This window comes from Streptococcus sp. CF8-6 (assembly GCF_024295845.1).
Taxonomy (GTDB): domain Bacteria; phylum Bacillota; class Bacilli; order Lactobacillales; family Streptococcaceae; genus Streptococcus; species Streptococcus oralis_BO.
This window is the reverse complement of sequence record NZ_JANCOF010000003.1, coordinates 176,938-201,970: the sequence shown is the minus strand read 5'-3', so window position 1 is coordinate 201,970 and position 25,033 is coordinate 176,938. Positions and strand designations below refer to the sequence as shown.

The following is a 25,033-nucleotide window of genomic DNA, read 5'->3' as shown; positions in this document are numbered from 1 at the left end:
TTTAAAATAATCTATATCATTAGAACAAACCTAGAACGGTTCCATCACTTTCCACATCCATATTAAGAGCGGCTGGACGTTTTGGAAGACCTGGCATGGTCATGACATCACCAGTTAGGGCAACGATGAAGCCTGCACCCAATTTTGGTACCAATTCACGAATGGTAATTTCAAAGTTTTCTGGAGCTCCAAGTGCATTTGGATTGTCTGAGAAACTATATTGCGTTTTAGCCATACAGATTGGCAATTTGTCCCAACCATTCTGAACAATCTGAGCGATTTGCGTTTGAGCTTTCTTCTCAAAGTTCACTTTGCTACCACGGTAGATTTCAGTAACAATCTTTTCAATCTTTTCTTGGACAGAAAGGTCATTGTCATAAAGACGAGTGTAGTTGACTGGATTTTCAGAGATTGTCTTGACAAGTGTTTCGGCAAGTGCTACACCACCTTCTGCTCCATAAGCCCATACGCTAGCTAACTCAACCGGAACATCAATGGAAGCACAGAGTTCTTTCAAGGCTGCAATTTCAGCTTCTGTATCAGTGACAAATTCATTAATAGCTACGACTGCTGGAATACCAAATTTACGGATGTTCTCAACGTGGCGTTTTAAGTTAGCAAAACCTGCGCGAACTGCCTCAACATTTTCCTCTGTCAAAGCATCCTTAGCCACACCACCATTCATCTTAAGGGCACGAAGGGTTGCTACGATGACAACAGCATCTGGAGAAGTTGGCAAGTTTGGCGTCTTGATATCAAGGAATTTCTCAGCTCCAAGGTCCGCACCAAAACCAGCTTCAGTGACTGTATAATCAGCCAAGTGAAGGGCTGTACTTGTTGCCAAGACAGAGTTACATCCATGAGCAATATTGGCAAATGGACCACCGTGTACAAAGGCAGGTGTACCGTAAATTGTCTGAACCAGATTCGGTTTAATAGCATCCTTCAAGATTAGAGCCAAGGCACCTTCAACCTTCAAATCACCTACAGAAACAGGGGTACGGTCATAGCGATAGCCAATAACGATATTAGCCAAACGGCGTTTCAAATCTTCAATATCCGTAGCCAAGCAAAGAATGGCCATGATTTCTGAAGCAACGGTAATATCGAAACCGTCCTCGCGAGGAATACCATTTAGAGGACCGCCAAGACCAACGGTCACATGACGAAGGGCGCGGTCATTCAAGTCCACAACACGTTTCCAAAGAATACGACGTTGGTCAATTCCTAGTTCATTCCCTTGGTGCAAGTGATTGTCAATCAAGGCTGAAAGAGCATTGTTGGCTGTTGTAATGGCATGCATATCCCCGGTAAAGTGAAGGTTGATGTCCTCCATTGGCAACACTTGGGCATAACCACCACCAGCAGCACCACCCTTAATCCCCATGACTGGACCAAGAGATGGTTCGCGAATGGCAATCATGGTTTTCTTACCAATCTTGTTCAAAGCATCTGCAAGACCGATGGTAATGGTTGACTTTCCTTCACCCGCTGGTGTTGGGTTAATGGCAGTAACCAAGATCAATTTTCCAACTGGATTGCTCTCAACTGCACGAATTTTGTCAAAGCTGAGTTTAGCCTTGTACTTTCCGTACAACTCCAAATCATCGTAAGAAATCCCAAGTTTCTCCACAACATCCACGATTGGCTTCAACTCAATACTCTGTGCGATTTCAATATCTGTTTTCATTCAAAACTCCTCTAGCCTCTAATTTGATAATTTATTATAACACAAAACAAGATTTTTAACATCCATAAACTCTCTAAACGTTCGTAAATATCCTGAATTTCAAGTTTTTTAGGGCCCTTTGGAAAATTTTATATGGCTTTATAGTTATAAACTATAGTGTAGCTTTGTTTTAGCAAAAATTTATCGCTTTCATTTTACTTACTGTTTATTTTTGTGTACAATAGTGCTATGAAAATTTTAGTCACATCGGGCGGTACCAGTGAAGCTATTGATAGTGTCCGCTCTATTACTAACCATTCTACAGGTCGCTTGGGGAAAATCATCACAGAAACCTTGCTTGCTGCGGGGCATGAAGTTTGTTTGATAACGACAAAACGAGCTCTGAAGCCAGAAGCTCATCCCAACCTAAGCATTCGAGAAATTGACAATACCAACGACCTTCTAGTTGTGATGCAAGAACTTGTTAAGGAATATCAAGTCTTAATCCACTCAATGGCTGTGTCCGACTATACTCCTGTTTATATGACGGGGCTTGAGGAGGTACAAGCTAGCCCTAATTTAGAAGAATTTTTAAGCAAGCAGAATCATCAGACTAAGATTTCTTCAACTGATGAGGTTCAGGTCTTATTCCTGAAAAAAACACCCAAAATCATCTCTCTAATCAAAGAATGGAATCCAGCTATTCATCTGATTGGTTTCAAACTATTGGTTGATGTCTCTGAGGATTATCTCATTGAGATTGCTAGAAAAAGTCTTATCAAGAACCAAGCAGACTTAATCATCGCAAATGACCTGACTCAAATTTCAGCAAATCAGCATCAAGCAATCTTTGTTGAGAAAGAGCAACTCCAAACCGTTCAAACCAAAGAGGAAATTGCAAACCTCCTCCTTGAAAAAATTCAAGCATACGATTCATAGAAAGGAAAGCCATGGCAAATATTCTCATCGCAGTGACAGGTTCCATTGCCTCCTATAAATCAGCTGACCTAGTCAGTTCCTTGAAAAAACAAGGCCATCAGGTCACTGTCTTAATGACTGAGGCAGCGAGAGAGTTTATCCAACCGTTAACACTACAGGTCCTCTCTCAAAATCCTGTCCACCTTGATGTCATGAAGGAACCTGCTCCTGATCAAGTCAATCATATCGAACTAGGCAAAAGGACCGACCTTTTTATTGTAGCCCCAGCTACTGCTAATACCATCGCAAAGTTAGCCCATGGATTTGCTGACAACATGGTGACAAGTACAGCACTTGCCCTGCCAAACCACGTCAAAAAGTTAGTCGCACCAGCCATGAATACAAAAATGTATGACCATCCGGCAACTCAGGCTAATCTAAAAACATTAGAGACCTATGGTTATCAGATTATCTCCCCAAAAGAATCTTTGCTAGCCTGTGGTGATCACGGCAAAGGCGCCCTAGCTGACCTGAATACTATATTAGAAAGAATAAAGGAAACCCTCAATGAACAAACGCTCTAACATTGCCCCAATTGCTATCTTTTTTGCAGTTATGCTCGTTATCCACTTTTTGAGCTCTCTCCTATTTAATCTTTTCCCATTCCCAATTAAACCAACTATCGTTCATATTCCAGTAATCATTGCTAGTATCATCTATGGCCCTCGCGTTGGAGTTACACTTGGTTTTCTTATGGGGTTATTGAGCTTAACGGTAAACACGATTACGATTCTACCAACCAGCTACCTCTTCTCTCCATTCGTACCGAACGGAAACATCTATTCTGCGATTATTGCTATTGTCCCTCGCATTTTGATCGGTCTGACACCTTACTTGGTTTATAAACTGATGAAAAATAAAACTGGGCTAATCCTAGCTGGTGCCCTTGGTTCCCTTACCAACACCGTCTTTGTACTTGGAGGAATCTTCTTCCTTTTTGGAAATGTCTTCGATGGCAATATCCAAAAACTCCTAGCAACTGTCATCTCTACAAACTCAATCGCTGAATTGATTATCTCAGCTATCCTAACTGTAGCGATTGTCCCACGTCTCGAAACCTTGAAGAAATAAAAAAAACAACTCCACTTTCGTCCTGAAGGTGGAGTTTAGCATTTAAAACATGAGAAACATCAATAGAATGTGAAAGCCAAAGCGCAGGAGATGATACGAAAGAGGGGTAGGTTGCTGACTTTTCTGACTATCCAAGTATAGGGTTAGTGATAGAAAAACCAAACCAAATGCAATCACCAATCTGACGAAATAAGCAATTTCGAGTATTGCTGCCATCAAAAGAAAACCTAATAAAGGAAGGCTAAAGAGTGAAACAGCCAGACTGCTTGCTAATAGAGAGAGTAGCGAAAGGACCAATAAACTATAAACTAGGAAACGAGTCCAACCTGAGACTACTTTCCCTTCACTTTTCTGTTTTGACATCATCACGATTACCACGATTAGGTAAACAAAAAGTATCATCACATTTTCTCCTCAGTTCCTATTATTCTTTACCACATTTTAACCAAATTTTCCTGAAAAATCAATAATGCTTCTTGACTTGATTGGTGATTTATTGTACTATACTTGTGTATATACAGATAAATGGAGGTTCTTATGAATATACGGAAAAAAACGCAGTTTATGACTATGACTGCCCTACTCACTGCAATAGCGATTTTGATTCCAATCATTATGCCTTTTAAAATCGTTATCCCACCGGCTTCTTACACCCTGGGAAGTCATATCCCCATCTTTATCGCCATGTTTCTTTCGCCTTTGATGGCTGCTTTTGTGATTATTGCTTCTAGTCTTGGTTTTCTGATGGCAGGCTATCCGCCTGTTATTGTACTCCGTGCCTTCTCTCACATTGTTTTTGGCACTTTGGGGGCTTTGTACTTAAAGAAATTCCCTGAAACCTTGGATAAACCAAAGGCATCTTGGATTTTTAACTTTGTTTTGGGTGTTGTTCATGCTATCGCTGAAGTAATAGCTTGTATCATCTTTTATGCTACTTCAGGGACAAATGTTGAAAATATGTTTTATGTTCTCTTTGTCCTAGTTGGTTTTGGCACAATCGTCCATAGTATGGTAGACTATACATTAGCACTAGCTGTCTATAAAGTGCTTCGAAAACGTCGCTAAAAGGAAAAACTATGACAAAGGATCGCAAACAAGCTCTTCTCAAACTATTAAAAGAGGCACCAAAAGCTCTCAATGGTCAAACATTGGCTGAACACTTTCATGTTACGCGTCAGGTCATTGTACAGGACATCGCTATTCTCCGAGCAGATGGAGCTCCTATCCTATCCACCAATCGTGGTTATATCTACAAAGAAAATGATGCCAGCCCCTATGTCCACAAACTCTTTAAAGTGAAACATGAACTGGAAGAAATCGGTCAGGAACTACTAGCCATTGTAGATAACGGCGGACGCGTTCAAAATATCTTAATCGATCATCCCGTTTATGGCGAAATTGAAACCCTACTCAAACTCACTTGCCGCCGAGATGTCCAGCATTTTCTCGAACAAGTAGAGAATTCAGACTTTAGACCCCTTTCTGAATTGACAGATGGCATTCATTACCACCTTGTTGAAGCCGAGACACAACAAGACCTCCACTATATCGAGGAGGCCTTGGATCAGTTAGGTTATTTAGTAAAAGACTAGAAAATTTCTTTTTCCCAGCCGTCCTCTGTGCGGTGGCGATAGAAGAACTCAGACTTGTCAGGTGCTTCCATCATTTCCATCAGAGGCAACATATCATAGGCCAGATCCAAATTTGGAATCTGGTCTTTTCGCACCCAAGATACTTCTCCTTCCTCTAAGGATTGGAGATTTCCAGTAAACTCTGTCGCTTTATAGCAAACGACGATGTAGCGCCCACCTGTATCTAAGGGCCAGTTTTTAATGCCGACTAGTTGTGGATTCTGAATGGTTAGACCTGTTTCTTCATAAATCTCACGAATGACAGACTCGGCAAAGGCCTCGCCATTCTCAACATGTCCTCCTGGAAAGGCATAGCCAGACCAGCGATTGTTTTCGGGTGAACGATACTGCATCACCACGCGCTGGGTTTCGAGGTCTTCAATCAGACAGATGTTGGTTAAAATGGTTGCTTGGGCACGGGACATAGATTTGCTCGCTTTCTAAGTTATTAAATTTTAAGACTTGGTACCAGAGCCATTAGCTTTTACTTTTTAAAACTATTTAGAATAGAATACCATCCGTTTTTCCTTTATAGGCTTTCCAAGTTCAAGTATCTTTTCTTGTCCATCAAAAGTAAAACCCATTTTTTGATAGAAAGCAATGGCTCGCTTATTATCTTTCAATACCCATAAGAAAATTTCAAAAAAATGATCAAGAGCAGTCAAAGCCGCTCTCACTAACTTTTGTGCGATTCCTTGTCCGTAATAATCTTTTAAAACATATAAAGCAAAAATTTCACCAGCTTGAATAGTCTCATCACGAAAGTTTCCATAACTGATAAAACCAACTACCTTCACACCATCCATCGCAATCAATGTATTTTCTAGATACTTTTGACTAAAGAGTCGACACCTTTCTAATGTTATCGTCTCCTGAAATTCTGCAGGTAAAAGGTCATCATAAGCCTCTCTCCACGTCTGCCAATGAACGAGGGACTTACCTTCTATCTCCTCAGGAGTTTCCATCTGTTTGATAGTTAGGTCCATTTATTTTTCTCCTTCATTACCCCAATGCCTTCACTTCCAGCATCATATCGCGGATCTGAGCTGCCAGTTCAAAATCAAGTACTTCGACGGCTTCTTGCATTTGTTTTTCGAGTTTTTTGACGAGTTCTTTGCGTTCTTGTTTGTTGAGGCTATTGATATCGACTTCCTTGTCCTCTTCTTTGGAAACTGCCTTGGTCACAGCAATCAGGTCACGGATTTCTTTCTTAATGGTTTGTGGGACGATACCGTGCTCTTCATTATAAGCCATCTGGATTTTCCGACGGCGGGCAGTTTCATCGATAGCACGTTGCATAGACTGAGTCATCGTGTCCGCATACATGATGACATGACCTTCACTGTTACGGGCGGCACGTCCAATGGTCTGGATGAGGCCACGCTCGTTACGAAGGAAACCTTCCTTGTCAGCATCGAGAATGGCTACCAAGCTTACCTCAGGAACGTCAATCCCTTCACGGAGCAGGTTGATTCCAACCAAGACATCAAAGACCCCCAAACGCAGGTCACGTATAATCTCTGTCCGTTCCAAGGTCTTGATATCCGAGTGCATGTACTTGACTTTGATACCCATTTCTTTGAAGTAGTCGGTCAAGTCTTCTGCCATTTTCTTGGTCAAGGTGGTAATAAAGGTCCGTTCATTCTTTTCAACACGGGCATTGATTTCACCTAGGAGGTCATCAATCTGTCCCATAGTTGGACGGACTTCCACTTCAGGGTCCAAAAGGCCTGTCGGACGAATGATTTGCTCGATCACTGTCTCGGTCTGTTCATTTTCGTAGTCGCCTGGTGTTGCTGAAACGTAAACAATCTGATGCACATGGCTTTCAAACTCCTCACGACGAAGAGGACGATTATCCAATGCAGACGGCAAACGGAAACCATAATTAACCAGCATTTCCTTACGCGAACGGTCTCCATTGTACATTCCCTTGATTTGCCCCATGGTCATGTGACTTTCATCAATCATAATCAAGAAATCATCTGGGAAGAAGTCGAGAAGCGTATAAGGAGGCTCTCCTTCACTACGACCATCCATGTGACGAGAGTAGTTCTCAACCCCATTTGTATAACCCATCTCACGTAGCATCTCAATATCATACTCTGTGCGCTGTTTCAAACGCTGGGCTTCTAGCAGTTTGCCTTCCTTCTCAAAGACAGCTAACTGCTCTTCTAATTCTGCTTGAATTTTCGCAATCGCAACTTCCATGTGGTCGTCATTGGTCACAAAGTGAGTGGCAGGGAAAATCGCCAAATGATCCACTTCTCCCAGTACCTGACCTGTCAAAGCCTCAACCTCACGGATACGGTCAATCTCATCACCGAAAAACTCTACTCGAAAAGCGTGTTCATCACGGGAAGCTGGGAAAATCTCCACCACATCCCCGCGAACACGAAATCTTCCCCGTTGGAAATCAATATCATTACGTTCAAACTGAATATCAACCAAGTCATTCAAGAGTTTATCACGAGAAATTTCAAGACCTGGACGTAGGCTCACGACACTATCAGCATATTCCTTTGGCGAACCCAAACCATAGATACAAGAGACAGAAGCCACAACGATGACATCGTTACGCTCCAGAAGAGCTGAAGTCGCTGAGTGTCGAAGCTTGTCAATCTCATCATTGACCGAGCTATCCTTCTCAATATAGGTATCGCTCGAAGGGACATAGGCCTCTGGTTGATAATAATCATAGTAGGATACGAAGTACTCAACAGCATTTTCAGGGAAAAATTCCTTGAACTCCCCATAGAGCTGACCAGCTAGGGTTTTATTGTGAGCAATGACCAAAGTTGGTTTATTGACTTTGGAAATGACCTGACTCATGGTATAGGTCTTCCCTGTACCCGTCGCCCCCATCAAAATTTGGGCCTTCTCTCCACCTTCGATATTGTCAACCAACTGCTCAATCGCTTGTGGTTGATCTCCTGAAGGTTCATATTTTGATACTAGTTTAAATTTATTATCTGTAATTCGATTTATCATGATTGCCTCATCTGCATTTTTCTATCCTTCTATTTTACCATAAATTTACTTTTCAGACTCTACTCTAAATTGATAAGAGCGAGTATTTCATGTTACATTTCATTACATAAAATTCATAAAATTTGCCTTTCCATTCATTTTCTGATATAATGGGAAAATATTCGGAAAAGGAGACTAAAAATGAAGAAAAAAATACTAGCATATTTGCTCATTTTATTTCCCATTTTCTCACTAGGTATGGCAAAAGCTGATACTGTTAAGGTTGTGTCTGATACAGCTTACGCGCCTTTTGAGTTTAAAGATTCAGATCAAACCTATAAAGGAATTGATGTTGATATTATCAATAAAGTCGCAGAAATCAAAGGATGGAACATCCAAATGTCTTATCCTGGCTTTGATGCAGCTGTAAATGCAGTGCAGTCAGGTCAAGCAGATGCCATTATGGCAGGTATGACAAAAACAAAAGAACGTGAAAATGTCTTTACCATGTCTGATACCTATTATGATACAAAAGTTATCATTGCTACCACAAAGGCAAATAAAATCACCAAATATGAGGAACTTAGTGGGAAAACAGTTGGAGTTAAGAACGGAACTGCCGCTCAACGTTTCCTCGAAAGTATCAAAGATAAATACGGTTTCTCTATTAAAACCTTTGATACAGGTGATTTGATGAATAACAGTCTAAGTGCTGGTGCTGTGAACGCCATCATGGATGATAAACCTGTTATTGAGTATGCGATTAACCAAGGACAAGATCTCAGCATCAATATGGATGGTGAGGCTGTTGGAAGCTTTGCTTTTGGCGTCAAGAAGGGGAGCAAGTATGAACACTTGGTTACCGAGTTTAACGAAGCCCTAGCACAAATGAAGAAGGATGGTAGCTTAGAGCAAATCATCCAAAAATGGACTGCTTCTACAACTACGGCAAGCCCAACGACAACTACTGCTGCTGGACAAAAAGCTACTCCAGTGAAAAGCAAGTACATTATTGCCAGCGATTCATCTTTTGCCCCATTCGTCTTTCAAAATTCAAGCAATCAATACACCGGTATTGATATGGACCTTATCAAGGCCATTGCCAAAGATCAAGGTTTTGAAATTGAAATTACCAACCCAGGATTTGACGCAGCTATCAGTGCTGTTCAAGCAGGACAAGCAGATGGTATCATTGCTGGTATGTCTGTAACGGATGCCCGTAAGGAAACCTTCGACTTCTCAGAATCATACTACACAGCAAATACGATTCTCGGTGTGAAAGAATCAAGCACCATTGCTTCTTATGAAGACCTCAAGGATAAAACTGTCGGTGTTAAAAACGGGACTGCTTCTCAAACGTTCCTTACTGAAAACCAAAACAAATACGGATATAAGATTAAAACCTTCGCAGATGGCGCATCAATGTATGACAGTCTGAATACTGGATCTATTGATGCCGTGATGGATGATGAGCCAGTTCTCAAATATTCTATCAGCCAAGGTCAAAAATTGAAAACACCAATCGCTGGAACTCCAATCGGTGAAACTGCCTTTGCGGTTAAAAAAGGAACAAACCCAGAATTGATCCAGATGTTCAATAATGGACTTGCGAACCTCAAAGCTAACGGAGAATTCCAAAAGATTCTTGACAAGTATCTAGCTAGTGAAACTTCAACTGATTCTACAAGTACGGTTGACGAAACAACTATCTGGGGCTTGATTCAAAACAACTACAAACAACTTCTTAGTGGACTTGGAATCACTCTTGCTCTAGCTCTTATTTCATTTGCAATTGCCATTGTCATCGGGATTATCTTTGGTATGTTTAGTGTTAGCCCATACAAATCTCTTCGTCTGATCTCTGAGATTTTCGTTGACGTTATTCGCGGTATCCCATTGATGATTCTTGCAGCTTTCATCTTCTGGGGTATTCCAAACTTCATCGAGTCCATTACAGGCCAACAAAGTCCAATCAATGACTTTGTAGCTGGTACTATCGCGCTCTCACTCAATGCAGCTGCTTATATCGCTGAAATTGTTCGTGGTGGGATTCAAGCTGTTCCAGTTGGGCAAATGGAGGCCAGTCGCAGTCTTGGTATTTCTTATGGAAAAACCATGCGTAAGATTATCTTGCCACAAGCGACTAAATTGATGTTGCCAAACTTCGTCAACCAATTTGTTATCGCTCTTAAAGATACAACCATCGTGTCTGCTATCGGTTTGGTGGAACTTTTCCAAACTGGTAAGATCATCATCGCCCGTAACTACCAAAGTTTCAAGATGTATGCAATCCTTGCTATCTTCTATCTTGTAATTATCACGCTTTTGACTAGACTAGCGAAACGCTTAGAAAAGAGGATTCGTTAATGGCAAAACTAAAAATTGATGTAAATGATTTGCATAAGTATTATGGAAAAAATGAAGTCTTAAAAGGCATTACTACTAAGTTCTATGAAGGAGATGTTGTCTGTATCATCGGTCCTTCTGGTTCTGGTAAATCTACTTTCCTCCGCAGCCTTAACCTTCTCGAGGAGGTAACGAGTGGCCACATCACTGTGAATGGTTATGATTTGACTGAAAAATCAACCAATGTCGACCATGTTCGCGAAAACGTCGGAATGGTCTTCCAACATTTCAACCTCTTCCCTCACATGTCTGTCCTAGAAAATATCACTTTTGCACCTATTGAGCACAAACGGATGACCAAAGAAGAAGCTGAAAAATTGGGGATGGAGTTGCTTGAAAAGGTTGGACTAGCAGATAAAGCTAATGCCAACCCAGATAGCCTTTCAGGTGGTCAGAAACAGCGTGTAGCTATCGCTCGTGGACTTGCCATGAATCCTGATATCATGCTCTTTGATGAGCCAACTTCCGCTCTTGACCCTGAAATGGTTGGAGATGTACTGAATGTTATGAAGGAATTGGCAGAACAAGGCATGACCATGATTATCGTAACCCATGAGATGGGATTTGCTCGTCAGGTAGCCAACCGTGTTATCTTTACGGCTGATGGTGAGTTCCTAGAAGACGGAACACCTGACCAAATCTTTGATAACCCTCAACACCCTCGTCTAAAAGAGTTCTTGGATAAGGTCTTAAATGTATAAAACAAAACTGTAAGGTTCTCCTTACAGTTTTTTAATTGCGTATTGGATTTTTTGTTTTTTTTGAAAATTATGATAAAATAAAAACTATGATAATGAGGAAATCTCATCCCTAGTCCAACTAGGAAAAAATATAGAAATTAGGTAGCTAGATGTCATCAAAGGTTATTGTTACAATTTTCGGTGCGAGTGGAGATTTAGCTAAACGCAAACTCTACCCTTCCCTTTTCAGACTCTATAAATCAGGCAATCTCTCTGAGCATTTTGCTGTTATCGGAACAGCTCGTAGACCTTGGAGTAAGGAATATTTTGAATCTGTAGTTGTCGAGTCCATCCTTGACTTGGCAGATAGTACCGAGCAAGCCCAAGAATTTGCTAGCCACTTCTACTATCAAAGCCATGATGTGAATGATACGGAACATTACATTGCTTTGCGCCAATTACAAGCTGAGCTGAATGAAAAATACCAAGCTGAACACAATAAGCTCTTCTTCTTGTCTATGGCACCTCAGTTCTTTGGAACCATTGCCAAGCACCTCAAATCTGAAAACATTGTCGATGGCAAAGGTTTTGAGCGCTTGATCGTTGAGAAACCATTTGGTACAGACTACGAAACAGCGAGCAAGCTCAATGAAGATCTCCTTGCGGCCTTTGATGAGGAGCAAATCTACCGTATCGACCATTACCTAGGCAAAGAGATGATTCAGAGTATCTTTGCTGTTCGTTTTGCCAACATGATCTTTGAGAATGTTTGGAATCGCGAACACATCGATAATGTTCAGATTACCTTTGCGGAACGTTTGGGTGTTGAAGAACGCGGTGGCTACTACGATCAATCTGGTGCCCTTCGTGATATGGTGCAAAACCATACACTTCAACTCCTCTCTCTTCTAGCCATGGACAAACCAGCTAGCTTTACAAAAGATGAGATTCGTGCTGAAAAGATAAAGGTCTTTAAAAACCTCTATCATCCAACTGAGGAAGAATTGAAAGAACAGTTTATCCGTGGTCAATATCGCTCTGGTAAAATTGATGGCATGAAATACATTTCCTATCGTAGCGAGCCAAACGTCGATCCTGAATCTACAACAGAAACCTTTGCATCTGGTGCCTTCTTTGTAGACAGTGATCGCTTTCGTGGAGTTCCCTTCTTCTTCCGTACTGGTAAACGTCTGACTGAAAAAGGGACTCATGTCAATATCGTCTTTAAGCAAATGGACTCTATCTTTGGAGAACCGTTAGCACCAAATATCTTGACCATCTATATCCAACCAACTGAAGGATTCTCTCTCAGCCTAAATGGGAAGCAAGTCGGTGAAGAATTCAACCTGGCACCAAGCTCTCTGGATTACCGTACTGACGCTACTGCTACTGGAGCCTCACCAGATCCATACGAGAAATTAATCTACGATGTCTTGAACAACAACTCAACCAATTTTAGCCACTGGGATGAGGTAAGTGCTTCTTGGAAATTGATTGACCGTATCGAAGAGCTCTGGGCAGAAAACGGAGCTCCACTCTACGATTATAAATCTGGGAGCATGGGACCACAAGCTAGCTTTGACTTACTTGAAAAGTATGGAGCCAAATGGACCTGGCAACCAGATATCGCCTATCGTGAAGATGGACGTTTAGAATAGCAAAAATATCCTGCAAGTCAATCTTGCAGGATATTTATTTTGTATTAAATCAAACCCTCTAAAAGACCCTTCATAAAGTTTTCTGAGTTAAATTCCCCAATATCATCGATTTTTTCACCAAAACCAATCAATTTTACAGGGATATTGAGTTCCTCACGGATGGCTAGAACAACACCACCTCGGGCAGTTCCGTCAATTTTTGTCAAAACAATTCCAGTCAATGGTGTTATCTTAGAAAATTCCTTAGCTTGTACCAAGGCGTTCTGTCCAGTTGAAGCATCGAGTGCCAGGAAAGTTTCATGAGGTGCTTCAGGAACGACACGCTTGATAATACGACCAATCTTTTCCAACTCAGCCATAAGGTTGTCCTTGTTTTGCAGACGACCTGCTGTATCAATCATAAGGATATCAATCCCTTCTGCTACAGCACGTTCCATTCCATCAAAGACTACACTAGCTGGATCAGCCTTTTCTGGCCCTGTCACAACAGGAACATCCACACGACGACCCCATTCAGCTAGCTGGGCAACGGCGCCAGCACGGAAGGTATCTGCCGCAACCAGCATGACTTTCTTGCCAGCTTGTTTGTAGCGATGAGCCAATTTCCCAATAGAAGTTGTTTTCCCAACACCATTAACACCAACAAAGAGCATGACGGTCAAACCATCTTGGAAATGGATTTGTTCATCGTAGTTGCCATCCTTCTCATAGAGTTCAACCAATTTCTCGATAATGACACGACGAAGTGCGTCAGGTTTCTTAGCGTTTTCAAGTTTGGCTTCATAGCGTAGTTCTTCTGTTAGGTTCGAAGCGACCTGCACACCGACATCACTCATGATGAGCAGTTCTTCCAATTCCTCGAAGAATTCTTCATCGACAGAACGGAAGTTGGCAAAGAAGGCATTCAAACGAGCACCGAATCCCGTACGAGTTTTCTTGAGACTGCGGTCATATTTTTCCTGAACGGTTTCTTCAACCTGAGGAAGTTCTTCTTCTACAACTTCAGACGTTAGTTCTTCTTCAGTTTCTAGAGATGATTCTTGGCTCTCTACTCCTAGAACTTCTTCTGTCTCTTGGATTTGCTCCAATTCATCAGCTTCTAGCTCAGGCTCCTCTTGGTATGTTTCCTCAACCAGTTCTGGTTCAATAACTTCTTCTGTCGAGACCTGAGGAAGTTCTTCTTGAGCAGGTGTTTCTTCCACTTTGTCCGTCGCTGTTTCTTCGACTGCCGTTTGGTTTTCTTCAACCTCTTCTGACAAATCAAGATTTTCCAGTGCTTCTTTTACAACATCTTCGATTTTTGGCTCTTCTTTTTTTCCGAATAGACGGTCAAATAATCCCATATTCTAGTTCTCCTTTAACACGTATTCTTCGATAGCCCAAGCAACGGCTTCCTCGTCGTTGGTCATCGGGGTAATCACATTGGCAACTGCCTTAACTGCTGGAACTGCATTTTGCATGGCAACCCCCAGACCAGCCCACTCAATCATGGAAAGGTCATTGGCCTCGTCCCCACAAGCCATAACTTGACTTTGGTCAATGCCTAGATGTCCAATTAATTTCGCTAAACCTGTTGCCTTGTGGACGTTTTTCGGTGACCATTCCAATAAGAGTTCACGCGATTTGAAGATTTCATATTGGTCAAACAATTCTGGAGAAATCTGTTGAATCGCTGCATCCAAAGGTTCTTGGGCAAAGGCAGTCACACATTTATTATACGTCATCTGACTAGATAGATCTTCAAAAGCGACAGGCACAAAAGTCAGGGCTGGGTTGAACTTGGCATAGAGACTTTCTTGATCCGACTGGATTTGATAGACTGTTCCTTCTGAAATGGCATCTAACGGTAATCCGAGTTTTTCAGTTTCCTCGTACAAGCGTGCCACATCGTCAATTGAAAAAACCGTTTTATCGAGAATCTCTCCTGTATTTTTCTGCACCAGACCACCATTAAAGGTGATGGTGTACTCATCCTCCTGACCGTCAGTCCCTAGCTCATGGAGAAAGAAATCCATAGCCTTTAGAGGACGACCTGTTGTCAGAACGACCTTGATACCACGGTCACGCGCGGCTTTTAAAACTGCCTTAGTTCGATCTGTCAGCCTTTTATCCGTTGTCAGTAAGGTACCATCCAAATCCAGTGCAATCAATTTAATATCTGCCATTACAAGCCCTCCATATAAGCCATCACTGACTGGTCTTTGTGATGACCAATCACTACTTCTGCTAATTCTAAAATCTCTGGTCGCGCATTTTCGGGAGCGATTGGATGTCCGATAACCTGCATCATGTGAAGGTCATTGAGGTTATCTCCAAACGCCATGACCTGATCCATGGTTAGACCAAGTTTTTTGGCTAGCTCAACAATAGCCACTCCCTTATCAACGTAGTCCAAAACAATATCAATAGATTCAAAACCAGTTGTCATGGCTTTCACACCAGGAACATTTTCGTTGACCCAGGACTCTCCAGCCTCTATCGTTTCTTCAGTAAAGTTCGTGGTAAATTTAAAAATCTCATCTCTGATAGCTTCCAAACTCGCTACTTTTTGAATGTTTTCATTGTAGTGACGACTAAACATGAGATAGGTCTCATCGACTGTATCCAATACATAACAAGCTTTTTTCCCAGTCAGGAGCATTTTTCTTTCATCAAAATAGGGCGATTTCTTTAAAGTTTTAAAAGTGCTCAAGTAAAAATCCCGAGACATAGTAGCCTCGTACAGATCCTCTCCATGAAACTCAACATAACTCCCATTTTCAGCTATAAAAATCACTTCATCACGCACATCCGCAAACAACTTTTTCAGTGACAGAATACCACGACCTGAAGCCACAGCAAAATAAATTCCCCTTTCCTTGTAGGAAACAAGCAAATTTCTGAGGCGTTCCATATCGAACCGCCCCTCTCCATCTAGAAAGGTTCCATCCATATCGGTTGCTACAAGTTTAATCATAAAATCCTTCATTCTCCAATTGATAAATCTACCTTCTATTATACCATAGATAAGTTTAAAAAGGTCCAGTACAGTAGGATAGCACTACTTTTTCGGAGAAACTTCAAAGGGCCTAAAAATTAGAATCGTAGAACTTTTTTCAGATAGTTTAAAAAGTTTGTATTCCCCTACTCTTTTCTATATAATGGAGAGAAAGGAGATGACTATGACTGAAATAAAACATGAAATTGATACAAACTTTGCAGGCCGACTCAATATCCTACGCGCAGGTGTTTTGGGAGCCAATGATGGAATTATTTCCATTGCAGGTGTGGTTATCGGGGTTGCTAGTGCGACAAGCAACATCTGGATTATCTTTTTATCTGGATTAGCCGCTATTCTCGCTGGTGCTTTTTCTATGGCAGGTGGCGAATATGTCTCTGTATCCACTCAGAAAGACACAGAAGAAGCCGCTGTCGCTAGAGAGCAATTACTCTTGGATAAAGATATCGAATCTGCAAAACAATCCCTCTATGCTGCTTATCTTCAAAATGGTGAGTGTGAAACGTCTGCCCAACTCTTGACCAACAAGGCCTTTTTGAAAAATCCACTCAAAGCCTTGGTCGAAGAAAAATATGGAATTGAGTACGAAGAGTTTACCAACCCTTGGCATGCTGCTATCTCTAGCTTTATTGCCTTTGTACTAGGAAGTCTTCCTCCCATGCTTTCGATCACCGTCTTTCCAAGTGACTTTCGGATCCCTGCTACTGTTCTTATCGTGGCCTTTTCCCTTCTTATTACCGGCTATACCAGTGCTAAACTAGGAAAGGCTCCTACGAAAACTGCTATGATCCGTAACCTCTGTATCGGACTTCTCACCATGGGTGTAACCTTCCTCTTGGGACAACTCTTTAGCATTTAAGATAAAAGAAATACCTCGACAAGCATCGAGGTATCTTTTTTACATTTGCACAATCTTGCGATAGCTTCTTGAGGTAATCATAAAGATTAAGACATAGACGATGAGGAAGATAGCACAGATGGACAGAGTGACTGTCAACATCATGGTCGCATCTAGGACCCCAATGACTTTTAGGATGAGACTAAGCATATGATAGGCAAAGGCAAGGTGTAGGAAGGCAAAGAGCAATGGGAGGAAGAAAACAGTTAGGACCTGTTTATTAATGGTTTGCTTGATTTGCTTTTGATCGAGACCAACTTTTTGCAAAATGATGAAGCGTTCACGGTCTTCATAGCCTTCAGAGATTTGTTTGTAGTAGATGACGAGAACTGTTCCCACCATAAAGATGATGGAGAGGAAGATACCGATAAAGAAGGTCCCACCAAAGAAAGCACTCATCTGCGCACTACTATCAGCCAGATTGCTTCCGTAAATAAAGCTTCCTTCTTTGCTTGATTCTCTATTAAAATCATCAAGGAATTTTGAATAGTCATCTGCAAGTTTGAGTTGCTCTTCCTCACTAGCTGTTACATTCATACCACCATAGTATTGATTAAAAATGGAAGAATTAGGATGCTGGTCAAGAAAGGCTTTCAAGTCAGGAACAACCAGATAGTTATAGTCCGAAGTTAGAATATTGTACTGATTTGGGACATGTTCAAGAATAAAATCTTTTTTGATTTCTTCCTTTATTGTATAGGTCTGGTCATTTAGAGTCAGTTCTTTCTGTCCTTGAAGTTCTTTGTTCTTAGTAAACAATCCAACTTCCTTTCCTGAAAGTGCAAGTTTTTGGCCCGTCATATTCTCATAGTCTTTTTGGTCAAAGACCATAAAAACGGTTTTCGGTTGAACACGATTTTGACCTTTCTCAAAAATGGTTAATTTCGTACCTTCTTGGTTTGCTACACCAAAGCTACTGTATGTAAGGACTTCTTTCTTTGTAACAGTCAATCCCTTATCACTAGCATACTGGTCTAGGAGTTTATTTATGTCTTCTTTTTCAACATTCTGTCCTGTAATTCCAAAATCATGTGGATTCATGACTTTCTTGAAAGTTTCAGAGCCTTTAAAGATACTCGTTGCAGCAGACATAGTCACCAAGACCATGGTTGAGAGAATAGCAATCGTTGCCAGACCAACCGCATTTTTCTTCATACGGAAAATGAGATTGGATACGGAAATCATGTTGTTAGGTTGGTAATAGTAACGCTTGTTTTTCTTCAAGATTTGTAGGAAAACTGTGATTCCTGCATTGAACAAGAGATAGGTTCCAAAAATTACTAATAAAACTGCCACAAAGAAAATCATGAGTGCAGTTAAAGGATTTTTAACTGTCACTGCTAGATAGTAACCAGCTCCCAAACTGATTAATCCAAGAATCGTTTGCAAGCCCAGGAAACGTCCTTTTTTCTCACCACTGGCTTTTTCACGAGAGAGCTGAAGGGCATTCATTCGTGCGATACGAAAGGCATTGATAAAAATCAAACCTAGGAAGATAGCTCCAAAAACAAGGATGACCATTATGAAGACTATTGGTTGAAAAGTCGAAACGAGCTCCACCTTCATTTTCATTAACTTCAGAAGAAGGGCGAAGATTAGCTTATCAAAGAGGGCTCCTAAGCCAAGTCCAACTGTCAGCGTTAAGGCTCCAAAAATAAGAAGCTCTTTAAAAACCATGCTGATCAAATGGCGCTTTTCGAGACCCAGCATACCATATATACCCAGTTCTTTGGAACGGTTCTTCATGACAAAACTATTGGCATAAAGGACAATAATAGCAGATGCAAGCGTGACAATCACCATACCAAATCCAAGAGTGGCTTGAATGGTTGTCCCTCCTCGAATATTGCCAATATTAGGATTAAGTGTCAATGAGTAAAAGAGATAAGTGATGGTCACTGCTAAGAGAACAGCAAGGGCAAAGGGATAGTAGAGTTTGCGGTTTTTAATTAAGTTGGATACCGCTAACTTATTGGTTAATCGGAACATACTAATTCACCTCGCTTGCCATAACAGTCAAAGTATCAGAGATTTCTTGGAACATCTGACGCTCTGTTTTGTCTCCGCGGTAGATTTGGTTGTAAAGAATGCCGTCTTTGATAAAGAGTACACGCTTGGCCCTACTTGCTGCTGCCGTTGAGTGGGTTACCATGAGAATGGTTTGACCGCGCTCATTGATTTCATCAAATACATCGAGTAAGGCTGCAGATGACTTGGAGTCAAGGGCTCCTGTTGGCTCATCCGCAAGGAGAATTTCAGGTTCAGTGATGATGGCGCGTGCTACTGCTACCCGCTGCTTTTGACCACCTGAAATCTCGTAAGGGTACTTCTCTTGCAATTGGTTGATGCCCAAATTTTCAGCTGTCACTACCAATTTCTTCATCATCTCCGTAATAGGTTTTCGTGATAGAACTAACGGAAGCAAGATATTGTCCTTAACAGACAGGGTATCTAGCAAGTTAAAGTCTTGGAAGACAAATCCCAACTTCTCACGACGGAAACTCGAAGCCTGTGAATTTTTAATAGTGGCTGTGTCTGTTCCGTTTAAGTAAACCTGACCTCGAGTTGGTTTATCCAGCATAGCTAGGATGTTAAGTAGGGTTGATTTCCCAGAACCAGACTCACCCATGATGGCAACGTAGTCACCCTTTTCTACGGTAAAGTGAATATCTTTGAGTGCCTCTACTTGGTTGCCTTGGAAACGTGTTTTATAGATTTTTTGAACGTGTTTTACATCTAAAAGTGTCATTGTTATCTCCTTCTTAATATCCCATCATTTGAAACTGTGCTTGCATCATAGCGCATCCCAGTTGAACACGCTCGATATCTTTTTGACTTGGTTTTCTTGTTTTCTTTTGTAAGATTCTTTTCATGGTTTTGCTCCTTTATTCTTTATGAGTCTAGTTTATCGCAAAAAAAGGTGGCTTGCCATAACCTAACCTTACAAAAGAGACTTTAATCTTACATTTTTGTAAGATTGAAGAATATCAAGCAATTTCGCTATCAATATTTTACCATAAAAGAAAGGCAAGAAGAAAACCCTTGCGGATGCAAGGGTTAGGATTCACTACTTTTTCTAATTTCTTCAAGAAACAAGGAAATTATCTATAAACTATTTCCAAATCCGACTCACCAAAACCGTCCATCATTGTCATTAATGGCCTCAGCATCCTTACGTTTGCGTGGTCCTGTTCCGTACATTTCTGCTTCAATCTCTTCCTTAGTTGGCAGAATAGAGGCGAGGATGATGTAGATAATCACACCAATCCCAAAATTTGATATGGTAAAAATGGCAAAGAGAAAGCGGACTAGAGTTACATCAAAATTCCACTTGTCTGATAAACCAGCTAAAACTCCCGATACCATACTATTTCGTTTCATTTTATAAAATTTTGTATTCATGATTTGTTCCTCTTTCGGTATTCTTACAAGTAGTATATCATGAAACGGGGGCACAAACATCAGTCCTTAGGCCGATTTAGGATGACGAGTTTACCACGGCAGACGCCACAGCGATAGCACTTGGTATCAATCTTCCTCTTTCGTTGATAGCGTTGCTGGCAGGATTGACACTGATAAACTAGGAAATTACTTTGGTTCTTCAAAGGGGGAACAAAGCGTAGTCCGTCCACTTCTTTCAAAAGCTTCTTGAAATCTCGGTCCTTATGGCGATAACCCTTTTTTTGAAAATAAAGGTGATAGTGACAGAGTTCATGGCGCACGATTTTGCGAAAGACTGCCAAACCAAGTTCATTATAAACCTTGGGGTTAAAATCCAAATGCCCATCTTTAGGGAAAAATCGTCCACCTGTCGTTCGCAAACGAGAATTCCACTGGGCTTGGTGTGTGAAAGGTCTACCAAAGTCTTCGAGGGAAACGGACTGAACGTACTCAGTTAGATTCATCTGGAGCGAGGAGCGACAGATTGACTTTTTCACGTTCAGTATCAATTTTTTTAACCCAAACTGTTACCAAATCTCCAACAGACACCACTTGACTAGGATGTTTGATAAATTTGCGACTCATGTGAGAAATATGAATGAGGCCGTCTTCGTGAATCCCGATATCAACGAATGCACCGAAGTCAACGACATTACGCACCACACCTTCTAGCTTCTGGCCGACTTTTAAGTCTTTGATATCCAGTACATCTTGACGGAGTACAGGTGCATCAAAAGAATCACGGAAATCTCGACCTGGTTTGAGAAGGTCGGAAATGATATCTTTAAGCGTTTCTGGTCCAAGATCCAGTTCTTGCGCCATCTCCTTGACTGATAGGGACTTAAGCTTATTTTTTGCTTCTTCATTCAAGTCCTTGATATCCAAGCGTTTGAAGAGCTCCTTAACCGCAGCATAGTTTTCTGGGTGAACTCCCGTATTATCAAGGATATTGCTACTTTCCGGGATACGGAGGAAACCTGCAGCTTGCTCAAAGGCTTTGGCACCTAGACGAGGAACCTTTTTGATTTGTGCGCGCGAAGTGATTTTTCCTTCTTCCTCACGATATTTGACAATATTTTCAGAGATAGTTTTATTGAGTCCAGCTACGTGGGAGAGAAGTGCTGGGCTGGCTGTATTGACATTGACACCGACTTGGTTAACCACCGTATCGACAACAAAGTCCAGACTTTCAGACAGTTTCTTCTGACTAACATCGTGCTGGTATTGACCAACACCGATTGACTTGGGATCAATTTTAACCAATTCGGCAAGCGGATCTTGCAAACGTCGAGCGATAGAGATAGCAGAGCGTTTTTCAACAGTTAATTCTGGAAACTCCTGACGAGCAAGTTCGCTGGCAGAGTAGACAGAAGCGCCACTTTCATTGACGATAACATAGCTGACTTCTGGAAAATCTTTCAGAACTTCCGCCACAAAGGCTTCACTCTCACGGCTTGCAGTACCATTTCCGATAGCAATAATTTCTACTCCATATTGACCAATCAAGTCTGCCAAGTCTCGCTTGGCTTCTTCAATCTGACGAGCTGATGCTGGTTTTACTGGATAAATGACTTGGGTTGTCAACATTTTACCTGTTACATCAACGACAGCAAGTTTGGCACCTGTACGAAAGGCAGGGTCAAATCCTAGAACCACGCGCCCTTTCAGCGGAGCAACCAATAGGAGATTGCGCAGGTTGTCTGAAAAGAGTTGGATAGCTCCTTCTTCTGCCTTCTCGGTCAATTCTGTCCGAATGCGTCGTTCGATAGCAGGCAAGACCTTTTTCTTAACTGACTGTTGAACAACTTCGTCAATATAGGCATTTCTCACCTTGAAACGAGCAGCAAAGAAAGATAAGATACGGTCCGTCGCATGTTCAAAGCCGACCTTCAAAATCCCTAGTTTCTCCCCACGATTGAGTGCCAAGGTACGATAACCTTGCATGTTGCCAACTGTCTCTGAAAAATCATAATAAATCTGAAAAACTTGTTTTTCATCGAGACTTTCATCTTTAACTTGCGAAGTGATTTTAGAGTGTCTCAGCACTTCCTGATAGGTCAGTGAACGCAAGGTCACATCTTCAGATAAGGCTTCGACCAAGATATCAACCGCACCAGACAGGGCTTCTTGACCAGTCGCAAATCCTTCACAGACAAACTTCTCAGCTTCTTTCTCTAAACCATCTACATTCTGCAAAATCAATCGTGCGAGAGGGAAGAGTCCAGCTTCACGGGCAATAGTTGCCTTTGTCCGACGCTTTTCCTTGTAGGGTAGGTAAAGTTCTTCTATGTCTGCTAACTTTTCAGCATTTCGAATAGCTTCTTCCAATTCCTTGGTTAGTTTGCCTTGTTCTTGAATCTTAGCTAAGACAGCTTCCTTACGGTCATTGAGATTTGTCAGACTTTTATCCAGGTCAATAATAGCCTTAATCGCCACCTCATCCAGACTACCAGTCATGTCCTTCCGGTAACGCGCGATGAAGGGAATTGTCGCCCCTTCTGCTGTCAAACTTAGAACAGTATCGATTTGCTTTAAGGTTACACCCAAATCTTGGGAGATTTTTTCATATTTTTTATCCATATACCTATTATACCATAAGGAACAGCCCTTGTTTCGCCCTACCCTTTTTTACCTCTTTAATTATCAAAATAATCCCTTTTCCACAAAATAATAGTATAATAGAGGTAGAATGTAGAAAAGAGGTAGGCCTATGGCTGTTAAATTTACAAAAACCGATGACTTGGACAAGATGTTTGAAGAATTTGCCAAACTTCCTGACTTAACACAAGTCACTTTCCCAGATGACAAAGACAAAAAAGAAAAAGTTGAGAAGAAAAAATAGATGACGAGTTTCCAATCTCTTCCTCCTAGTGTATTACAAGCAGGAGCTATTTTTCTCTCCATCATGATTGAAGCCCTTCCCTTTGTCCTGATTGGGAGTCTTATTTCGGGGTTGATTGAAGTCTATATCACACCTGATAAAGTTTATGAGTTTCTTCCTCGCAATCGTTGGGGGAGGATCTTTTTTGGTACCTTCATTGGCTTTCTCTTTCCATCCTGCGAGTGTGGAATCATTCCCATCATCAATCGTTTTCTGGAAAAGAAAGTGCCCAGCTACACGGCCGTTCCTTTTCTGGTGACTGCTCCCATTATCAATCCTATCGTTCTTTTAGCCACATATTCTGCCTTTGGCAATTCAATAAAACTTGCCTTCTTGCGAGCTCTGGGAGCTATTGTGATTGCTTTGATTCTGGGGATTTTCCTAGGATTTTTCTGGAAGGAACCCATTCAAAAAGAGAATTCTATTACTTGTCATGAACATGACTTTTCACACTTGACTCCTCCTAGAAAAGTCTTTCAGGTCTTTATTCAAGCTATTGATGAGTTTTTCGATATGGGGCGTTACTTGGTCTTTGGCTGTCTCTTTGCGGCCATCGTACAGGTCTATGTCCCGACTCGGATCCTGACCTCTATCAGTGCTAGTCCAGTCCTTGCGATTCTCTTGCTCATGTTTCTTGCCTTTCTTCTCTCTCTTTGTAGCGAGGCGGACGCCTTTATCGGCGCTTCTCTCCTCTCGAGCTTCGGCCTAGCACCAGTCCTTGCTTTTTTGGTCATTGGCCCCATGCTTGATATCAAAAATCTCCTCATGATGAAGCACTATCTCAAAGCGCGTTTCATCTGGCAATTCATGGGCATTGTGACAGTACTTGTCTTGCTTTATTCTTACATGATGGGGGTGATGATATGACCCGATTTTTCATTCTACTAGGCTATTTTGCTCTGACTCTGTATCTGAAGCTATCTGGCAAGCTCAGTCACTACATCAACCTCCACTATTCCTATCTAGTCTATATCTCTATGGTTCTTTCTCTTCTGTTGGCTCTGGTCCAATTCTACATCTGGATCAAGAAAATCAACTCTCACAGCCATTTAGAAAGTCGTCGAGCTAGACGAATCAGCATCCTTTTACTGTCACTACCTCTATTGATTGGAGTTGCCTTTCCGACAGTAAGTTTGGACTCGAGAACCGTATCTGCTAAGGGATATCATTTCCCACTTGCTGAAGGAATCAACACAGCCATTCAGGCAAGTGAAGGCACATCCAGTCAATACCTCAAACCCGATACCAGTACCTATTTTTCCAAATCTGCTTATGAAAAGGAAATGAGGGCTACAGCTGATAAATACCTCGCCCAATCAACCATCCAGGTTACAGACGAAAACTATATGGAGGCCATGGAAGTTCTCTATGACTATCCTCAGGAGTTTGAAGGAAAGAAAATCGAGTTTACAGGCTTTGTCTATAACGATCCTAGCCATCCAGATAGCCAGTTCCTCTTTCGCTTTGGAATCATCCACTGCATTGCCGATTCTGGTGTATACGGACTCTTGACCAAGGGAAACTCTCGTCAGTATCCTGACAATACCTGGATCACCGCTAGAGGAACCCTGACCCTCCACTACCATAAAGAACTCAAACAAAAACTCCCAACACTAGAAGTTGAGAGTTTCACAAAAGTAGACAAACCAGAAAATCCTTATGTCTATCGCGTGTTTTAAAAAAGTAGCCTGCAAAGGCTACTTTTTTTGTCCATTATATGAATTTCATTCTACCTTCTCTCTCGAATTAATA

25 protein-coding genes are annotated in these 25,033 nt (G+C 41.5%); 12 read left to right on the top strand and 13 right to left on the bottom strand.

Translation table 11 applies throughout. The features are described 5' to 3' along the window. Window positions 1-19 precede the first annotated feature (19 nt). Window positions 20-1,690 carry a formate--tetrahydrofolate ligase gene (locus NML69_RS06120; protein ID WP_254725700.1) on the bottom strand — a complete coding sequence of 557 codons (1,671 nt, stop codon included), beginning with the start codon at window positions 1,688-1,690 and terminating at the stop codon, window positions 20-22. Between the two features lie 228 nt (window positions 1,691-1,918). Here NML69_RS06120 and coaB point away from each other — a divergent pair, with 228 nt between their 5' ends. From coaB to NML69_RS06105, 3 genes are read left to right on the top strand one after another with little or no spacing between them, the layout of a single operon-like run. Beyond that, window positions 1,919-2,608 (top strand): phosphopantothenate--cysteine ligase, encoded by a 690-nt coding sequence (coaB, locus tag NML69_RS06115; protein WP_254725697.1) that lies wholly within the window; start codon window positions 1,919-1,921, stop codon window positions 2,606-2,608. 11 nt (window positions 2,609-2,619) lie between these two features. Continuing rightward, window positions 2,620-3,171, top strand: coding sequence for a phosphopantothenoylcysteine decarboxylase (gene coaC / locus NML69_RS06110; RefSeq protein ID WP_254725693.1), 552 nt, complete (start codon window positions 2,620-2,622; stop codon window positions 3,169-3,171). Next, the gene (locus NML69_RS06105) at window positions 3,155-3,718 is read left to right on the top strand and encodes an ECF transporter S component (protein WP_001042718.1); all 564 of its coding nucleotides are present in this window, start codon (window positions 3,155-3,157) and stop codon (window positions 3,716-3,718) included. The genes coaC and NML69_RS06105 overlap by 17 nt, the downstream gene beginning before the upstream one ends. A 42-nt stretch (window positions 3,719-3,760) precedes the next feature. Here NML69_RS06105 and NML69_RS06100 read toward each other — a convergent pair whose 3' ends face one another. Further along, window positions 3,761-4,120, bottom strand: a complete 360-nt coding sequence (locus tag NML69_RS06100) for a hypothetical protein (RefSeq protein ID WP_242747917.1) — start codon at window positions 4,118-4,120, stop codon at window positions 3,761-3,763. 135 nt (window positions 4,121-4,255) lie between these two features. Here NML69_RS06100 and NML69_RS06095 point away from each other — a divergent pair, with 135 nt between their 5' ends. After that, a complete protein-coding gene (locus NML69_RS06095; RefSeq protein ID WP_049490650.1) occupies window positions 4,256-4,783 on the top strand; it encodes an ECF transporter S component in 528 nt (175 codons plus the stop codon). An 11-nt stretch (window positions 4,784-4,794) separates the two neighbouring features. Then, complete coding sequence (locus NML69_RS06090; protein WP_000159158.1) at window positions 4,795-5,310, top strand: transcription repressor NadR; 516 nt, start codon at window positions 4,795-4,797, stop codon at window positions 5,308-5,310. Here NML69_RS06090 and NML69_RS06085 read toward each other — a convergent pair. From NML69_RS06085 to uvrB, 3 genes are all read right to left on the bottom strand, one after another. Beyond that, window positions 5,307-5,774 carry an 8-oxo-dGTP diphosphatase gene (locus NML69_RS06085; RefSeq protein WP_254725690.1) on the bottom strand — a complete coding sequence of 156 codons (468 nt, stop codon included), beginning with the start codon at window positions 5,772-5,774 and terminating at the stop codon, window positions 5,307-5,309. The genes NML69_RS06090 and NML69_RS06085 overlap by 4 nt on opposite strands. A 72-nt stretch (window positions 5,775-5,846) precedes the next feature. Next, window positions 5,847-6,335 carry a GNAT family N-acetyltransferase gene (locus NML69_RS06080; RefSeq protein WP_254725688.1) on the bottom strand — a complete coding sequence of 163 codons (489 nt, stop codon included), beginning with the start codon at window positions 6,333-6,335 and terminating at the stop codon, window positions 5,847-5,849. Between the two features lie 16 nt (window positions 6,336-6,351). After that, the gene (uvrB, locus tag NML69_RS06075; RefSeq protein ID WP_254725685.1) at window positions 6,352-8,340 is read right to left on the bottom strand and encodes an excinuclease ABC subunit UvrB; all 1,989 of its coding nucleotides are present in this window, start codon (window positions 8,338-8,340) and stop codon (window positions 6,352-6,354) included. Between the two features lie 180 nt (window positions 8,341-8,520). On the opposite strand from uvrB, the gene NML69_RS06070 reads away from it, so the two are divergent. The 3 genes from NML69_RS06070 to zwf all read left to right on the top strand — a co-directional run bounded on the left by NML69_RS06070 (window position 8,521) and on the right by zwf (window position 13,063). Next, on the top strand, window positions 8,521-10,686 hold the full coding sequence (locus tag NML69_RS06070) for an ABC transporter substrate-binding protein/permease (protein WP_254725682.1): 2,166 nt from the start codon (window positions 8,521-8,523) through the stop codon (window positions 10,684-10,686). Then, entirely contained in the window at window positions 10,686-11,426 is a 741-nt protein-coding gene (locus NML69_RS06065; RefSeq protein WP_001096337.1) for an amino acid ABC transporter ATP-binding protein, read from the top strand. The genes NML69_RS06070 and NML69_RS06065 overlap by 1 nt, the downstream gene beginning before the upstream one ends. Before the next feature lie 149 nt (window positions 11,427-11,575). After that, complete coding sequence (zwf, locus tag NML69_RS06060) at window positions 11,576-13,063, top strand: glucose-6-phosphate dehydrogenase (RefSeq protein ID WP_254725681.1); 1,488 nt, start codon at window positions 11,576-11,578, stop codon at window positions 13,061-13,063. A 44-nt stretch (window positions 13,064-13,107) separates the two neighbouring features. On the opposite strand, the gene ftsY is transcribed toward zwf, so the two are convergent. From ftsY to NML69_RS06045, 3 genes are read right to left on the bottom strand one after another with little or no spacing between them, the layout of a single operon-like run. After that, window positions 13,108-14,406 (bottom strand): signal recognition particle-docking protein FtsY, encoded by a 1,299-nt coding sequence (gene ftsY, locus NML69_RS06055; RefSeq protein ID WP_254725678.1) that lies wholly within the window; start codon window positions 14,404-14,406, stop codon window positions 13,108-13,110. 3 nt (window positions 14,407-14,409) lie between these two features. Continuing rightward, window positions 14,410-15,228 carry a Cof-type HAD-IIB family hydrolase gene (locus NML69_RS06050; protein ID WP_254725674.1) on the bottom strand — a complete coding sequence of 273 codons (819 nt, stop codon included), beginning with the start codon at window positions 15,226-15,228 and terminating at the stop codon, window positions 14,410-14,412. After that, on the bottom strand, window positions 15,228-16,019 hold the full coding sequence (locus tag NML69_RS06045) for a Cof-type HAD-IIB family hydrolase (RefSeq protein WP_254725672.1): 792 nt from the start codon (window positions 16,017-16,019) through the stop codon (window positions 15,228-15,230). Before NML69_RS06045 ends, NML69_RS06050 begins: the two co-directional genes overlap by 1 nt. A gap of 205 nt (window positions 16,020-16,224) precedes the next feature. Here NML69_RS06045 and NML69_RS06040 point away from each other — a divergent pair, with 205 nt between their 5' ends. Next, window positions 16,225-16,920 carry a VIT family protein gene (locus NML69_RS06040; protein WP_254725669.1) on the top strand — a complete coding sequence of 232 codons (696 nt, stop codon included), beginning with the start codon at window positions 16,225-16,227 and terminating at the stop codon, window positions 16,918-16,920. Window positions 16,921-16,959: 39 nt separating this feature from the next. On the opposite strand, the gene NML69_RS06035 is transcribed toward NML69_RS06040, so the two are convergent. The 5 genes from NML69_RS06035 to NML69_RS06015 all read right to left on the bottom strand — a co-directional run bounded on the left by NML69_RS06035 (window position 16,960) and on the right by NML69_RS06015 (window position 22,980). Continuing rightward, a complete protein-coding gene (locus NML69_RS06035; protein ID WP_125840810.1) occupies window positions 16,960-18,948 on the bottom strand; it encodes an ABC transporter permease in 1,989 nt (662 codons plus the stop codon). Window position 18,949: 1 nt separating this feature from the next. Beyond that, window positions 18,950-19,708 carry an ABC transporter ATP-binding protein gene (locus NML69_RS06030; RefSeq protein ID WP_000173369.1) on the bottom strand — a complete coding sequence of 253 codons (759 nt, stop codon included), beginning with the start codon at window positions 19,706-19,708 and terminating at the stop codon, window positions 18,950-18,952. 380 nt (window positions 19,709-20,088) lie between these two features. Then, complete coding sequence (locus NML69_RS06025; protein WP_254725667.1) at window positions 20,089-20,361, bottom strand: PspC domain-containing protein; 273 nt, start codon at window positions 20,359-20,361, stop codon at window positions 20,089-20,091. Between the two features lie 59 nt (window positions 20,362-20,420). After that, window positions 20,421-20,864, bottom strand: a complete 444-nt coding sequence (locus NML69_RS06020) for a SprT family protein (protein WP_254725665.1) — start codon at window positions 20,862-20,864, stop codon at window positions 20,421-20,423. Continuing rightward, window positions 20,851-22,980: a Tex family protein gene (locus NML69_RS06015; RefSeq protein ID WP_254725662.1), complete on the bottom strand. Its 2,130-nt coding sequence runs from the start codon at window positions 22,978-22,980 to the stop codon at window positions 20,851-20,853. The genes NML69_RS06020 and NML69_RS06015 overlap by 14 nt, the downstream gene beginning before the upstream one ends. A gap of 130 nt (window positions 22,981-23,110) precedes the next feature. On the opposite strand from NML69_RS06015, the gene NML69_RS06010 reads away from it, so the two are divergent. From NML69_RS06010 to NML69_RS06000, 3 genes are read left to right on the top strand one after another with little or no spacing between them, the layout of a single operon-like run. Beyond that, window positions 23,111-23,242, top strand: a complete 132-nt coding sequence (locus NML69_RS06010; protein ID WP_000268696.1) for an SPJ_0845 family protein — start codon at window positions 23,111-23,113, stop codon at window positions 23,240-23,242. Beyond that, window positions 23,243-24,148, top strand: coding sequence for a permease (locus NML69_RS06005; protein ID WP_254725660.1), 906 nt, complete (start codon window positions 23,243-23,245; stop codon window positions 24,146-24,148). After that, complete coding sequence (locus NML69_RS06000; protein WP_254725657.1) at window positions 24,145-24,960, top strand: TIGR03943 family protein; 816 nt, start codon at window positions 24,145-24,147, stop codon at window positions 24,958-24,960. The genes NML69_RS06005 and NML69_RS06000 overlap by 4 nt, the downstream gene beginning before the upstream one ends. Window positions 24,961-25,033: the final 73 nt, after the last annotated feature.